The sequence below is a fragment of the Variovorax sp. GW823-FHT04B03 genome, assembly GCF_058796495.1.
The window spans coordinates 356,932-370,348 of sequence record NZ_JBXAIT010000004.1 but is presented as its reverse complement, the minus strand read 5'-3'; the positions used below and the strand labels follow the sequence as shown (position 1 = coordinate 370,348).

15 protein-coding genes are annotated in these 13,417 nt (G+C 70.1%); 4 read left to right on the top strand and 11 right to left on the bottom strand.

What is annotated here, in order from left to right; genetic code table 11:
- Window positions 1–14: 14 nt before the first annotated feature.
- From AC1RAD_RS19070 to AC1RAD_RS19040, 7 genes are all read right to left on the bottom strand, one after another.
- Window positions 15–677 (bottom strand): amino acid ABC transporter permease, encoded by a 663-nt coding sequence (locus tag AC1RAD_RS19070; RefSeq protein WP_062475944.1) that lies wholly within the window; start codon window positions 675–677, stop codon window positions 15–17.
- 15 nt (window positions 678–692) lie between these two features.
- A complete protein-coding gene (locus AC1RAD_RS19065) occupies window positions 693–1,490 on the bottom strand; it encodes a transporter substrate-binding domain-containing protein (protein WP_095746233.1) in 798 nt (265 codons plus the stop codon).
- A complete protein-coding gene (locus tag AC1RAD_RS19060; RefSeq protein WP_159275933.1) occupies window positions 1,487–2,245 on the bottom strand; it encodes a GntR family transcriptional regulator in 759 nt (252 codons plus the stop codon). Before AC1RAD_RS19060 ends, AC1RAD_RS19065 begins: the two co-directional genes overlap by 4 nt.
- Before the next feature lie 88 nt (window positions 2,246–2,333).
- Window positions 2,334–3,674, bottom strand: a complete 1,341-nt coding sequence (locus AC1RAD_RS19055) for an MFS transporter (protein ID WP_492736625.1) — start codon at window positions 3,672–3,674, stop codon at window positions 2,334–2,336.
- Window positions 3,675–3,721: 47 nt separating this feature from the next.
- Window positions 3,722–4,795 (bottom strand): MBL fold metallo-hydrolase, encoded by a 1,074-nt coding sequence (locus tag AC1RAD_RS19050; protein ID WP_492736624.1) that lies wholly within the window; start codon window positions 4,793–4,795, stop codon window positions 3,722–3,724.
- Window positions 4,796–4,838: 43 nt separating this feature from the next.
- Window positions 4,839–5,612 carry an SDR family NAD(P)-dependent oxidoreductase gene (locus AC1RAD_RS19045; RefSeq protein ID WP_492736622.1) on the bottom strand — a complete coding sequence of 258 codons (774 nt, stop codon included), beginning with the start codon at window positions 5,610–5,612 and terminating at the stop codon, window positions 4,839–4,841.
- Window positions 5,609–6,109, bottom strand: a complete 501-nt coding sequence (locus tag AC1RAD_RS19040) for an ester cyclase (protein WP_354343730.1) — start codon at window positions 6,107–6,109, stop codon at window positions 5,609–5,611. The genes AC1RAD_RS19045 and AC1RAD_RS19040 overlap by 4 nt, the downstream gene beginning before the upstream one ends.
- A 142-nt stretch (window positions 6,110–6,251) precedes the next feature.
- On the opposite strand from AC1RAD_RS19040, the gene AC1RAD_RS19035 reads away from it, so the two are divergent.
- A complete protein-coding gene (locus tag AC1RAD_RS19035) occupies window positions 6,252–6,980 on the top strand; it encodes a Crp/Fnr family transcriptional regulator (RefSeq protein WP_487848250.1) in 729 nt (242 codons plus the stop codon).
- Between the two features lie 13 nt (window positions 6,981–6,993).
- On the opposite strand, the gene AC1RAD_RS19030 is transcribed toward AC1RAD_RS19035, so the two are convergent.
- From AC1RAD_RS19030 to AC1RAD_RS19020, 3 genes are all read right to left on the bottom strand, one after another.
- Complete coding sequence (locus AC1RAD_RS19030) at window positions 6,994–7,980, bottom strand: Bug family tripartite tricarboxylate transporter substrate binding protein (protein WP_062475921.1); 987 nt, start codon at window positions 7,978–7,980, stop codon at window positions 6,994–6,996.
- Window positions 7,981–8,022: 42 nt separating this feature from the next.
- Window positions 8,023–8,463: an OsmC family protein gene (locus tag AC1RAD_RS19025; protein ID WP_492736619.1), complete on the bottom strand. Its 441-nt coding sequence runs from the start codon at window positions 8,461–8,463 to the stop codon at window positions 8,023–8,025.
- Window positions 8,464–8,573: 110 nt separating this feature from the next.
- On the bottom strand, window positions 8,574–9,104 hold the full coding sequence (locus AC1RAD_RS19020; protein WP_492736617.1) for a CHRD domain-containing protein: 531 nt from the start codon (window positions 9,102–9,104) through the stop codon (window positions 8,574–8,576).
- Window positions 9,105–9,335: 231 nt separating this feature from the next.
- Between AC1RAD_RS19020 and AC1RAD_RS19015 the strand changes: the two genes are divergently transcribed.
- Complete coding sequence (locus AC1RAD_RS19015) at window positions 9,336–11,033, top strand: long-chain fatty acid--CoA ligase (protein WP_492736615.1); 1,698 nt, start codon at window positions 9,336–9,338, stop codon at window positions 11,031–11,033.
- 18 nt (window positions 11,034–11,051) lie between these two features.
- Here AC1RAD_RS19015 and AC1RAD_RS19010 read toward each other — a convergent pair whose 3' ends face one another.
- The gene (locus AC1RAD_RS19010; RefSeq protein ID WP_492736613.1) at window positions 11,052–11,957 is read right to left on the bottom strand and encodes an AraC family transcriptional regulator; all 906 of its coding nucleotides are present in this window, start codon (window positions 11,955–11,957) and stop codon (window positions 11,052–11,054) included.
- A gap of 102 nt (window positions 11,958–12,059) precedes the next feature.
- On the opposite strand from AC1RAD_RS19010, the gene AC1RAD_RS19005 reads away from it, so the two are divergent.
- Window positions 12,060–12,809: an SDR family oxidoreductase gene (locus AC1RAD_RS19005; RefSeq protein ID WP_492736611.1), complete on the top strand. Its 750-nt coding sequence runs from the start codon at window positions 12,060–12,062 to the stop codon at window positions 12,807–12,809.
- 104 nt (window positions 12,810–12,913) lie between these two features.
- On the top strand, window positions 12,914–13,417 hold the full coding sequence (locus AC1RAD_RS19000; protein WP_492736609.1) for a sigma-70 family RNA polymerase sigma factor: 504 nt from the start codon (window positions 12,914–12,916) through the stop codon (window positions 13,415–13,417).

The following is a 13,417-nucleotide window of genomic DNA, read 5'->3' as shown; positions in this document are numbered from 1 at the left end:
CAAAGGCCTCGCGGTCAGCGGCCGAAGAAGAAGCGCGGCCCCGCCCACTGGAGCAGGCGGCGCAGCGCCACGGCCAGCGCCAGGTAGATGAGCGTGGCGACGATGAAGGATTCGAAGGCGCGGAAGTTGCGGCTCTGGATCAGGTTGGCCGCGTAGCTCAGCTCCTCGGTCGAGATCTGCCCGCACACCGCCGAGCCCAGCATCACGATGACGATCTGGCTCACCATCGCGGGCCACACCTTCTTGAGCGCCGGCGGCAGCACCACGCGCAGGAACACCTGCGCCTTGCTGAGCGCCAGGCTCACGGCGGCTTCGATCTGCCCCTTGGGCGTGGCCTCGATGCCGGCGCGGATGATCTCGGTGGAGTACGCGCCCAGGTTCATCACCATCGCGATCACCGACGCCACCTCGGGCGAGAGCTTCACGCCTGCGGCCGGCAGCCCGAAGAAGATGAAGAACAGCTGCACGATGAAGGGCGTGTTGCGGATCAGCTCCACATACGCGCCCACGAGCGCGCGCAACCACGCCGGCCCGCCCGAGCGGGCCCACGCGCACAGCGTGCCCACGGCCAGGCCGAGCACGGTGCCGACGGCCGTGAGGCCCAGCGTCCACGCCACGCCGCGCAGCAGCAGCGGCCACTCGGCGAGCACCGCGCCGAAGTCGAATTCAATGCCCATGGCCGCGCCTTCAGCTCAGACGGGGAGGTCGCCGGCGGCCTTGCCGAGCCACTTCTTGGACATCGCATCGAGCGTGCCGTCCTTCTTGGCGGCGGCAATGATCTCGTTGACCCGGGTCTTCAATGCGGTCTCGCCCTTCGCGATGCCGATGAAGCAGGGGCTGTCCTTGAGCAGCAGCTTGTACTCGGCGCTCACCTTCGGGTTCTTCGCGAGCATGTCGCCGGCCACCGCCGCGCTGGTGGCGAGGGTTTGCGTCTGGCCGGCCACGAAGGCGGCGATCGTCGCGTTGTTGTCCTCGAAGCGGCGGTAGTCGACGTTCGGCGGCGCGACCTTGTTCAGTTCCTGGTCTTCCATGGCGCCGCGCGTCACGGCGACGGTCTTGCCGGCCATGTCGGCGAAGCTCGTGAGCTTCATGCTCTTGGCCGCATACACGGCCTGGAAGAAGGGCGCATAGGCCGCGCTGAAGTCGATCACCTTCTCGCGCTCGACGTTCTTGCCGAGCGTGGAGATCACGAGGTCGGCCTTGCGCGTCTGCAGGTAGGGGATGCGGTTGGCGCTGGTCACCGGCACCAGCTCGACCTTCACGCCGAGCTTGGCGGCGACGAGCTGCGCCATCTCCACGTCCAGGCCCTGCGGCTGCATGTTGCGGTCGACCGAGCCGTACGGCGGGTAGTCGGTGGGCACGGCGATCTTGATGGTCTTGGCCTTGAGCACGTTGTCGAGCGCGTTCTGCGCCTGGGCGGCGCCGGTGGCGGCCAGCAGGGCGACGCTGGCCAGCGCGAGGGCAAGACGGCGGGAGGCGAAAGAGGTCATAGCAGGGCTCCTAGGTAGGTCGATGAATCGGTGGTGGCGTCGTCGGCGGGCGCGGCCTTGCGGCGGCGCTTCGGCGCGGGGGTGTTGTTGAGCGGTGCCAGCGCATCGCGCAGCTGCGCGAGCGGGTCGGCAGGCGCTTGCACGCGCAGCGCCGACTGCACCGTGCCGATGTGTTCGGCCATCAGCGCCTCGGCGGCGGCGTGGTCGCCGCGCTCCAGCGCCGCGACGATCTGCACGTGGTCTTCGCACGACTGCACCGCGTCGTGCGTGCTCTGGTAGAGCATGGCGATCAGCGTGGTGCGCGCGGTGAAGTCGCGCAGCGTGTCGGCCAGCAGCGTGTTGCCCAGGCACTCGGCCAGGCACACATGGAAGTCGCCCAACAGGAAGCTGCGGTGGCCGACGTCGCTCTCTTTCAGTGCGGCCTTTTCACGCTGCAGGTGCGCCTTCAACTGGCGCAGGGCGGCCTTGTCGATCTTGTCGGTACTGCGGATGAGGCCGAGCTCGATCACGCGCCGCGCCTCGAAGGCCTCGCGCGCCTCGTCCTGCGAGGGCTCGATGACGAACCAGCCGCGCCGCGCGCTCACCGTGACGATGCCGCGCGCGGCCAGCCGCGTGAGCGCCTCGCGCACGATGGTGCGGCTGCAATCGAACAGCATCGCCAGCGGCTGCTCGCCCAGGCGCGCGCCGGGCGCGAGCTTCTGCGCCATCACCGCTTCGACGATGCGTGCACTGATTTCGGATGCGGAGATGGCCATAGGCCTGCATATCAGCAGCTTCCGTGCCAACTGGTATGCAAGCCGTGTGCACCGAAATGGGCCGGCCGCGGTGCGCCGGCGGTGCGCGCTAGCGCTGGCCGAGCGCGCTGCGGGGCAGGGCCAGCAGCATGAGCAGCGCCGACAGCACCAGCGCGCCGCTCAGTACATACAGGCTGGCCGTGAAGCCGCCCGTGAGCGTCTTGAGTGCGCCCACCATCATCGGCGCCACCAGCCCCGCGCTGCCGCCGATGGTGCTGATGAGCGCAATGCCCGCCGCCGCGGCGCTCTTGGACATGAAGCTGCCGGGAATCGCCCACAGCACGGTGAAGGCGCTCGAGATGCCCATCGACGCCAGCGCCAGGCACAGCACGGCGGCCACGGGGCTGTGCATGAAGAGCGTGGTCAGCGCCAGCCCGGCTGCGCCCGCGAGCGCGCCCAGCGCGAAGTGCCAGCGGCGCTCCTGGTGCCGGTCGGAGTGGCGCCCCACGACGATGTTGGCCGCGATGCCGGCCACGGCGGGAATCACCGAATAGAAGCCGATCTGCAGCACGCTGAGCCCCATCGACTTCAGGATCGTCGGCTGCCAGAACGACAGCGCATAGATGCCCAGGATGATCAGGAAGGACATGAAGCCGATGAGCCACACGCGCCCGTCGCGCATCGCCGCGCCGAAGGTGTGGCGCCCGGCGGCGCCGTGCGCGGCCTGGTCCTCGGCCAGCAGGTGGGCCACGCGCTGCTTCTCGGCCGCCGAGAGCCAGGGCGCCTGCGCCGGGCTGTTCGACAGCGTGCGAAAGGCGATCACGCCCAGCAGCACGCTCGGCAGCCCTTCGAGCAGGAAGAGCCACTGCCAGCCGCGCAGCGCCAGCACGCCATCGAGGTAGGTCATCGTGAGCCCGGCGATCGGCCCCGCGACGATGGGCGCCGCGCCGAAGGCCATGAAGAACAGCGCGGTCGCCTGCGCGCGGCGGCGCGAGGGGAACCACAGCGTCAGGTAGAACAGCACGCCGGGCGCGAAGCCGGCCTCGAACACGCCGATGAGAAAGCGCAGCACGTAGAACTGTGTGGGCGTGGTGGCGAACATCATCGCCGCCGAGGCCAGGCCCCACAGGCCCATGATGCGCAGCAGCGTGGCGCGCACGCCGATCTTCGCGAGCATCAGGTTGCTCGGGATCTCGAACACCGCATAGCCCAGGAAGAAGATGCCGGCGCCCAGGCCGAACACCGCATCGCTGAAGCCCAGCTGGTCCTTCATCTGCAGCTGCGCGTAGCCGACGTTGGTGCGGTCCAGGTAGTTCAGCACGTAGCAGGCGCACAGCAGCGGCATCAGCCGCCAGGTGATCTTGCGAAAGAGCGCGGCGTCGTCGCGCGCATCGGCCGAGGCCGGTGCGTGCGCGCCGGCGGCGGCGGCGTCGAGGGTGGCGGTGTTCATCGGTGTGTCTCCTTTTCTTGTTGGCTGTGGTGCGCGTGCCGGGCGGATCAGGCTCGCACGAACGCGCCGAAGCTGGTTTCGCCCCACAGGTGGCTCGTGGGCGCGCCCGGAAACAGCCAATGCGGCGAGCACTCGGCCGACGGCACGACGTTGCTGAACCCGTGCAGCGCCGAGGTGCCCGCGAGCGTCTTCTCGAGCACCATCGACAGGTACTGGTCGTTGCTGCTCTCCTGCGTGTTGCCGTTGAGGATCACCTCGGCGCCCGTGGCCTGCGCATAGCGGCGGATGCCGTTGTGGCGCGACTGCAGCGGCGCCCAGCTGTCGGCCGCCACGCCGTTCTCGCTGCTCACGCGCAGGCCGTCGCCCGTGCGGTACACCAGCGAGTGGTTGCCTTCGGTGTGCCCCGGCGTGTGCACCAGCGCGACACCGGGCCCGAGCTGCAGGCTGCCGTCGAAGGCGGCGATGCGTTCGGCCGGCACCCCGTCCAGGCCGTGCGGGCAGTACCACTCGGCCTGCACCGGCAGCAGGCCCTGCACGTTCGCGAGTTCCTGGCGGTGCACCAGCAGCTTCGCGTTCGGCAGCAGGCCCGGCGCGTTGGCGCTGCCGAGCCAGCGGCGCACGTCCTGCGTGTGCAGGTGGTCGTAGGTGATGTGGTCGATCTGTTCGGGCGCCACGCCGCAGCCGGCGAGCGCCTGCAGCACGGTCTGGTAGACCGGCGCGATGGCCTTGTGCAGGAACTTCGGCGTCTGGTCGCTCAGGCGCTTGAAGTAGGGCGTCTCGTTGCCGGCTTCGAAGTCGGCCGGCGTGAAGAGCAGCGTGCGCAGCCGGCCTTCGAAGTCGTCGTACTGGACCAGCACGGTGCGCGCCAGCAGATGCACCATGTGCGGCTTGAGCAGCTGCTGCGAGTACACGCCGGTGAAGGCGAACCACGCGGGGTACGGAATGCGCAGCAGGTTGAAGCTGCGCGCGAAGTGCACGGGCGGCGCGTCGAGCAGCCGCTCGCGCAGGGCTTCGGCGCCGTGGCGGATGGCGCGCAGGCGGTCCTGTGGCATGGCGGCGTGGCGCGTGCCGTCGAGCTCGGTGATCTGCGCGAAGCCGGTGGGGTCGGGGTCTCGGGTCATAGGGTCTCCTGTGTCTGGATGCGTGGGCTGCCTGGTGCGTCGCTCAGTACATCGAGCGCCCTCCGGAGATATCGAACACCGCCCCGGTGCTGAACGAGCACTCGTCCGAAGCCAGCCACGCCGCCATCGCCGCCACCTCGTCGACGTCGACAAAGCGCCCCATCGGCACGCGCGAGAGCAGGGCGGTGCGCAGCTGCTCGCGGTGCTCGGCGGGCACGCCCGCGAAGACGGCCGTGTCGGCCGCCGACGGCGTGATGCAGTTCACCAGCACGCCCGAAGACGCCAGCTCCTTGCCGAGCGACTTGGTCAGCGCGATGAGCCCGGCCTTCGAGGCCGAGTAGGCGGCGTTGAAGCCATTGCCTTCCTTGCCCGCGACCGAGGCGATGTTGACGATGCGCCCGCGCCGCTGCGCCAGCATCAGCGGCGCGATGGCGCGGCAGCACAGCCAGGCGCCCGTGAGGTTGATGTCGAGCACGTGGCGCCATTGCGCGGGCGTGTGCTCCCACGCGGGCACCGTCGGCCCGAGTACGCCCGCGTTGTTGACGAGGACGTCGACGCGGCCGAAGCGCTCCTGCGACTGCGAGGCCGCGCGGGCGATCTGGTCTTCGTCGCGCACGTCGACCAACGATGTGACCACGGTGCCCAGCGGCGCCAGTTGCGCCATGGCCTCCGCCAGCGTCGCAGCCTCGACATCCCACAGCGCGACGCTCGCGCCGTTCGCGAGGCAGCGCCGCGCGATCGCCAGGCCGATGCCGCGCGCACCGCCGGTCACGATCGCATGGCGCCCTTCGAGCGCCCGGGCGGGCGTGCCGGTCATGCCGTGGCGGCCTCGGCCCGCGGGGCGGTTTGGCCGAGCAGGCCGGCGACCAGCCCGCCCACCATCTCCGCAGGCACGCCCACGAGCAGCTGGCGCAGCATCGTCAGCGTGTCGAAGTACACGCGCTCGCACACCAGCCGGTCGCCCTCGAAGATGAAGAAGGCGTTCATGCGGCAGCGAAAGCTGTTGCCCGTCGGCGGCAGGCCCTTGAGCGGGCCGCGGTGCGTGCCGAGCAGCCAGAACTCGACGATCACCGAATCGTCGGCATGGCGCAGCTGGATGATCTCGTGGCGCTGGTCGGGGAAGGCGCGGCGCGTGTCGGTGTAGTACTGGCGCACGTCGGCGATGCCGTCGTGCACCTCGCCGCTGGGAATCAGCTCGTAGTGCGGGTGCGGGAAGGTGCCCAGCACCGCGTCGAAGTCCTGGCGGGTCTCGTCGGCGAAATGGTCGAGCACGAGGCGCTCGCGGCGGGCTTGCAGGTCGGTCAGGGTGGTCATCGGGGTGTGCTCCATGCGACAGGGGTGACAGGGGACATCGGGTTGCCGCGAATGCGTCGACCCGGGTGGCCTGCGTACTATCGACAGCCCCTCGACGCCAGACTGTCCGGTGTTGGCAATCGAGGCCCCGGACAAACCCGCGATGCCACGCTCTTCCCCTTCTTCCAGCGCCAGCCCCGCCGCGCCGGACGCGCAGCCTTCGCCCGTGCACAACAGCGACATGCGGCTGGCCGACGACGTGCAGCAGCGCCTGCTCGCGGTGGCGCACCGGCGCACGCTGGTGCGCGGCGAATCGCTGTTCCACAAGGGCTCGTCGCCCGACGCGCTGTTCGGCGTGGTCAGCGGCTCGTTGCGCGTGAGCGTGGTCGCGCCGGGCGGGCGCGAGGCGGTGATCGCGATGCTCGAGCCGGGCCACTGGTTCGGCGAGGTCTCGCTGCTGGTGGGGCGCGAGCGCGTCTACGACACCTGCGCCGTCGACACCACCGAGATGGCCGTGGTCGCGGCGGCCGACTTCCACCGGCTGGTGGCCGACCATCCCGACGTGCACATGGCCTTCACCCGGCTCGTGTGCCTGCGGCTGCGCCAGGCGCTGGCCTGGATCGACGACGTGATCCTGATGCCGCTGCCCGTGCGGCTGGCGCACCGGCTGCTCACGCTGGACGCGCGCGCGGTCGCGCCGGCGCAGGACGGTGGCGGCACGCTGCTGGGCGTGTCGCAGGAAGACCTGTCGTTCATGCTTGGCGTGTCGCGCCAGAGCGTGAACCGCCAGCTCAAGCTGTGGGAGGAAGACGGCACGCTGCGTGTGCGCTACCGCAGCATCGAGCTGCTCGACCGCGCGCAGCTGGAGCGGCACGCGGCCACGCCGCGCTGAACGCCAGCGGGGGTCAGTCCATCCGCGCGCCGGAGGCCTTCACCGCCTTGTCCCAGCGCGGCGTTTCCGTCGCGAGGAAGCGTGCGAAGTCTTCGCTGCCCAGGTAGGCCGGGTCCGCGCCCTGGCTCACCATGCGCTCGCGCACCTCGGGGCTGGTCAGCACCTGCCTGAACGCATCGCTGAGCTTGGCGACCACGTCCTTGGGCGTGTCCTTCGGTGCTAGGAAACCGTAGAAGCCCACCACCTCGAAGCCCTTGACGCCCGACTCGATGACGGTCGGCACGTCGGGCAGCGCGGGGTTGCGCTCGCGGCTGGTCACGGCCAGCGCGCGCACCTTGCCCTGCTTGTGATAGTTGGCGGCCTGCGGAATCGACTCGGCCATGAACTGCACCTGCCCGCCCATCAGGTCGGTGAAGGCCGGCGCGCTGCCGCGGTAGGGGATGTGCACCATGAAGAGGCCGGTCGCGGTCTTGAACATCTCGGGCACGAGGTGGCTGATGCCGCCGTTGCCCGCCGAGCCGTAGTTGACCTGGCCCGGCCGCGCCTTGGCGTAGTCGATGAACTGCTTGAGGTTCTGCACCGGCAGCTTGGGCGTGACCAGCAAGGCGAGCGGCTGCATCGCGGTGCGCGCGATCGGCACGAAGTCGCGCTGCGTGTTGTAGGGCAGCTTGCTGTAGAGCGCGCCGTTGATCACCGCCACGCCGGTGTTGGCCAGCACCAGCGTGTAGCCGTCGGCCGGGCTCTTGGCGACGAAGTCGGCACCGACCGAGCCGCCCGCGCCGGGCTTGTAGTCGACGATCAGCGGCTGGCCGAGCACGGCCTGCAGCTTGTCGGTCAAAAGGCGCGCGTGCTGGTCGAGCGGGCCGCCGGCCGGGAAGCCGATGACGACCTTGATCGGCTTGTCGGGGTAGGCGGCCAGGGCCGCCGTGGTGCCGAACGCACCGAACGCGCCGAGGGCGAAAGAAAGGACCGCCGATGCGGTCCGGGTGGGCTTGCTCATGATCCGTCTCCTTTTTTGTGGAGACGATCATAAGCAGCGCGGTCAGCTCGCCAGCGTGGCCTTCAGCGTGATCTCGGGCACGCTCGCCAGCGCCTTCGACAGCGGGCAGCCGGCCTTGGCGGCGGCGGCGATTTCCTGGAACTTCGCTTCGTCAAGGTTCGGCACGGCCGCGTCCAGTTCGAGCTGGATGCGGTCGATCTTGAAGCCGGCGCCGTCCTTGACCAGCCGCACGGCGGCCTTGGTGTCGATGCGCGTCGCGGTCAGGCCTGCCGCTTCCAGCGCGAAGGCGAAGGCCATCGTCAGGCAGGCCGCATGGGCCGCGCCGACGATTTCCTCGGGGTTGGTGCCGCGCCGGTCGTCTTCGAAGCGGCTGGCGAAGCCGTAGGGGTAGTCCTTGAGGGCGCCGGTCTCGGTGCTGACCAGGCCCTTGCCGGTCTTGCCGGCGCCTTCCCAGTGAACGCTTGCGTGCTTGTCTGCTGCCATGGACATTCCTTCAGTCAGGGTGGAGGGTGGATCGGAGGGAGAACCGCAGGTATCGCTCCGAAATCCGCGCCTGTCTGTAGTCGCAGAGCGCATCGCATCGGGGGCCGACGTCAGCCGCCGTGCACGCCCCAGGTGCTGCGCTTGAGCTGGCCCCGGACCTCGCCGCCCGGCCAGGCCTGGGTCGACACGCTGACATACCAGAGGCCGGCCATCAGGTCGGCCATCTGGGCGGGCGTCAACCGGCTCGTGCCGGTCCGCTCGTAGCCGGCGCCGTCGTTGCGCGGCTCCCCCTCGCTGGGCAGCGGCAGCTGGATCGCCAGCGGGCCATTGCTGCCCGTGGCGGCGGGGCCGTAGAAGCCGACGATCGTCGCCGGGCCGCTCAGGCGTGCGGCGTTCACGCGCCATTCGAACACCCCGGTGGCCAGCGTCAGCGTGCCGGCCGCCGAGCCGCCGGCCTTGCCCTTGTGCGGCGGGACCACGTCCTCGGTTCCGAGCCAGCAGTCGGCCACGAACCATGTCGGTGGTTCCTTGGACGGCTGCTCCGTCGCCGGGGCCGACATGCCGAACCGGGGGACCCGCGAGCAGCCCGCCGCGGCCAGGGCGGCCAGTGCGGCACCGAAGAGGGCGATGCGTCGGCGCAAGGTGGGGCGGGCGGGATCGGGCATGGCAGGCAGGCACAGGTGAAGCGGAGCCCGCACGATAGCCGATGCGCTGTGCCTACCCGACGTACGAAGAATGGGCGTCGCCAAGGTGACGCCCCGGGGGCTTCCCCGATGGGAGCGGCGGCCGGTGCGGCTTAGGCTGGCGCATTGCGCCTTTTCGCACCGCTTTCCTTCCCCTCTCCTTCCTCCTCCTTCGCCTGTTCACAGACCATGCAACCACGCCCGCATTACAAGTTCTGGCCCAAGCGCCTCCCGCATTCGATCACCGTCCCCGCGACCTCGCTGTGGCACAACCTGGCCACCTCGGCGGCGCGCTACCCCGACAAGGCCGCGCTGGTCTTCTTCGGCCGCGTGCTGAGCTACCGCGACGTGGCCGACCAGGTCGAGCGGCTGGCCGGCACGCTGCATGCGCTGGGCGTGCAGCGCGGCGACCGCGTGGTGCTGAACATGCAGAACTGCCCGCAGCTGGTGATCGCGCATTTCGCCATCCTGCGCGCCAACGCCGTCGTGGTGCCGGTCAACCCGATGAACCGGGCCGAAGAGCTCAAGCACTACATCGTCGACCCCGACGCCAAGGTGGCGATCACCACCGGCGACCTCGCGGCCGAGCTGGCCAAGGCCAGCGACGCACTGCCGCCCGAGCAGCGCCTGTCGCACCTCATCGTGAGCCAGTTCACCGACGCCTTCGATGCCGGCGTGACCGGCGACGACGCCCCCGCGCCGGCCTGGGCCGACTGGCTCGGCACGCGCCACCCGCTGCCCGCGCTGGCCGACGGCCAGGTCATGGCGTGGACCGACGCGCTCGCGGCCGGCCACCCGGCCCCCGCGCACGTGGTGGGCGCCAACGACATGGCGCTGCTGCCCTACACCAGCGGCACCACCGGCCTGCCCAAGGGCTGCGTGCATCACCATTCGAGCCTCATGCACAACGCGATGGCCGGCCAGCTCTGGGGCCAGGCGACGTCGGAGGCGGTGGTGCTGGCCGTGGTGCCGATGTTCCACATCACCGGCGTGGTGAGCATGATGCACACCTCGATCCTCGCGGCGGCCACGCTGGTCATCATGCCGCGCTGGGACCGCGACGTGGCGGGCCGGCTCATCTCGCGCTGGAAGGTCACGAGCTGGACCAACATCCCCACCATGGTCATCGACCTCATGGCCAGCCCCAACTTCGCGAGCTACGACCTCACGAGCATGACCCACATCGGCGGCGGCGGCGCCGCCATGCCGCAGGCCGTGGCGCAGCGCCTGTTCGAGCAGTACGGCCTGAAGTACCAGGAAGGCTACGGCCTCACCGAGACCGCCGCGCCCTCGCACACCAACCCTTCGGACCACCCCAAGCAGCAGTGCCTGGGCATTCCGTTCATGAGCACCGACGCGCGCGTGGTCGACCCCGACACGCTGCAAGAAATGCCGATTGGCGAATCGGGCGAGATCATCATCCACGGCCCCGAGGTGTTCCAGGGCTACTGGAAGCGCCCCGACGCCACGAGGGCCGCCTTTGTCGAGTTCGAGGGCAAGCGTTTCTTCCGCTCGGGCGACATGGGCCGCATGGACGAGGAGGGCTACTTCTTCATCACCGACCGCCTCAAACGCATGATCAACGCGAGCGGCTTCAAGGTGTGGCCGGCCGAGGTCGAGCTGCTGATGTTCCGCCACCCCGCGATCCAGGAGGCCTGCGTCATCTCGACCAAGGACGACTACCGCGGCGAATCGGTCAAGGCCGTGGTGGTGCTGCGCGCCACGCACAAGGACACGACCGAGCAGCAGATCGTCGACTGGTGCCGCGAGAACATGGCGGTCTACAAGATTCCGCGCAAGGTGGAGTTCGTCGATGCGCTGCCCAAGAGCGGCAGCGGCAAGGTGATGTGGCGCCTGCTGCAGGAGAAGGAAGGCACGGCGGCCTGATCTCCGTCTTTGTCTTTGCTAGGGCTGGCGCGCGTAGCGCCCCGGCGCCTGGCCCACATGGCGGCTGAACGCCGTGCTGAAGGTGCTGGCCGAGCTGTAGCCGACGCGCGCGGCCACCTCAGCCGGCGCGCAGCCGCCGCGGCGCAGCAGGTCCTTGGCGATCGCCATGCGCCACGCCAGCAGGTATTCCATCGGCGGCAGGCCCACGGCGCGCGAGAAGCGCTCGAAGAAGGCCGAGCGCGAGAGCGCGGCCTTGCCGGCGAGTTCTTCCACCGTCCATGAGCGCGCGGGGTCCGCGTGCATGTGCCGCACGGCGACGGCCAGCCGGCTGTCCGCCAGCGCGCGCAGCAGCCCCGGCGGCGCGCCTTCGCCGGGCGCCGAGCGCAGCGCCTCGATCAGCAGCACCTCGACCAGCCGCCCGAGCACGAGGTCGCGCCCCGGCCGCTGCGCCATCGACTCTTCGCGCACGAGCTGCACCAGCAGCGACAGCCGCGCGACGCCGCGCATGTGCAGCACCGAGGGCAGCAGCGACACCATCAGGGCCGCGTCGGGCGAATCGAAGGCGAAATAGCCGCCGAGCATGCGCACGTCGGGTGGGCCGTTCCGGTCGCCGTGGTGAACCTCGTTGTGTGCGTCCTCGCGCGCCGCCTGCTCATGCGAATCGAGAAACACCGGCGGTGCCGGCGTGAGTCCCGACAGCGTGAAGCCGGGCGTGGCCGGCATCAGCAGGAAGTCGCCGGCGGCCAGCGCCAGCGGCGGCTGGCCGTCGACCGCCAGGATGCACTCGCCCTCGAGCATGGTGCAGAAGCTGGGCTGGCCAAAGGCCGTGTAGCGCACGGCCCAGGCGCCGGCGCCCGCGATCACCTTGGAATACACGGCGCGCGGGCGAAGCAGCGCGATGACCTCGGCCAGGGGATCGGCCATGGCTGGACTCCTGCAAAAGAAATGGCGACGTTCGATGGTAGCAAGTCCGGTCGCTCGTCCCTATCGTTGGGGCTCTTCATCACCCACTTCCAAGGAACCCCATTGAAAACCGCACTGATCACCGGCTGCTCCTCCGGCTACGGCCTGGCCACCGCGCGCCACTTCCACGCCCAGGGCTGGCGCGTCGTCGCCACCATGCGCACGCCGCGCGACGGCCTCTTTCCCGACGCGCCGAACCTGCGCGTGCTGCCGCTCGACGTGACGCAGCCCGACAGCATCGCCGCCGCCATCGAGAACGCGGGCCCGATCGACGTGCTCGTGAACAACGCCGGCGTCGGTCTCTTCGGCGCCTTCGAGGCCACGCCCATGGCCACCGTGCGCGAGGTGTTCGAGACCAACACCTTCGGCATGATGGCCATGGCGCAGGCCGTGCTGCCGCAGTTCCGGGCGCGGCGCTCGGGGGTGCTGGTCAACGTCACCTCGACCGTCACGCTCGCGCCGATGCCGCTGGTGGCCGCGTACACCGCGAGCAAGACCGCCATCGAGGGCTTCACCGCCTCGCTCGCCTTCGAGCTGGCGGCGTTCGACGTGCGCGTGAAGCTGGTCGAGCCGGGCTACGGGCCCGGCACGCGGTTCACCGAGAACGGAGCGCAGCGCATGCAGGGCCTGATCCCGCCGGACTACGCACCGCTGGCGCAGGGCGTCTTCGCGGCGCTGGGCAACCCCACGGCCGTGACCACGGCGGCCGACGTGGCCGAGGCCGTCTGGCGCGCCGCGAACGACTCGGATGCGACGCTGCGCTATCCGGCGGGCGCGGACGCGGTGGCGCTCGCGGCGGCCCGGCCGGCCTGAGCCACGCAGTCCGCCGCGCGGGCAGGGCGGCACTGCGGCCTTTTTGCTTAAAATGAGAATAATTCTTATTTGTAGGCGGAGCCCCCGCCGCCGTGCCGCCCGCCATGTCCGCTGCCGAAGCCGCCTTCCAGCAAGTCCACACCCTCTACAGCGACCACCACGGCTGGCTGCAGTCGTGGCTGCGCAAGAAGCTCGGCAACTCGTGCGACGCGGCCGACCTGACGCAGGACACCTTCGCGCGGCTGCTGACGGCGCGCAACCCCGAGGTCATCGTGCAGCCGCGCGCCTACCTCACGAGCGTGGCCAGGAACATCCTCGTGAACTGGTACCAGCGCCAGGCGCTGGAGCGGGCCTACCTGGAGGCGCTGGCCGTGATGCCCGAGCCCGAGGCGCCGTCGCCCGAGCAGCGGCTGGTGATTTTGCAGACGCTGCACGAGATCGACGCGATGCTCGACGCCCTCAAGCCGCTCGCGCGCCGGGCCTTCCTGCTGTCGCAGCTCGACGGCATGAAGTACGAGGACATCGCGCGCGAGCTGGGCGTGTCGCTGGTCACGGTCAAGCGCTACATGCAGCAGGGCTTCCGGGGCTGCCTGGCGGTGATGGCATGA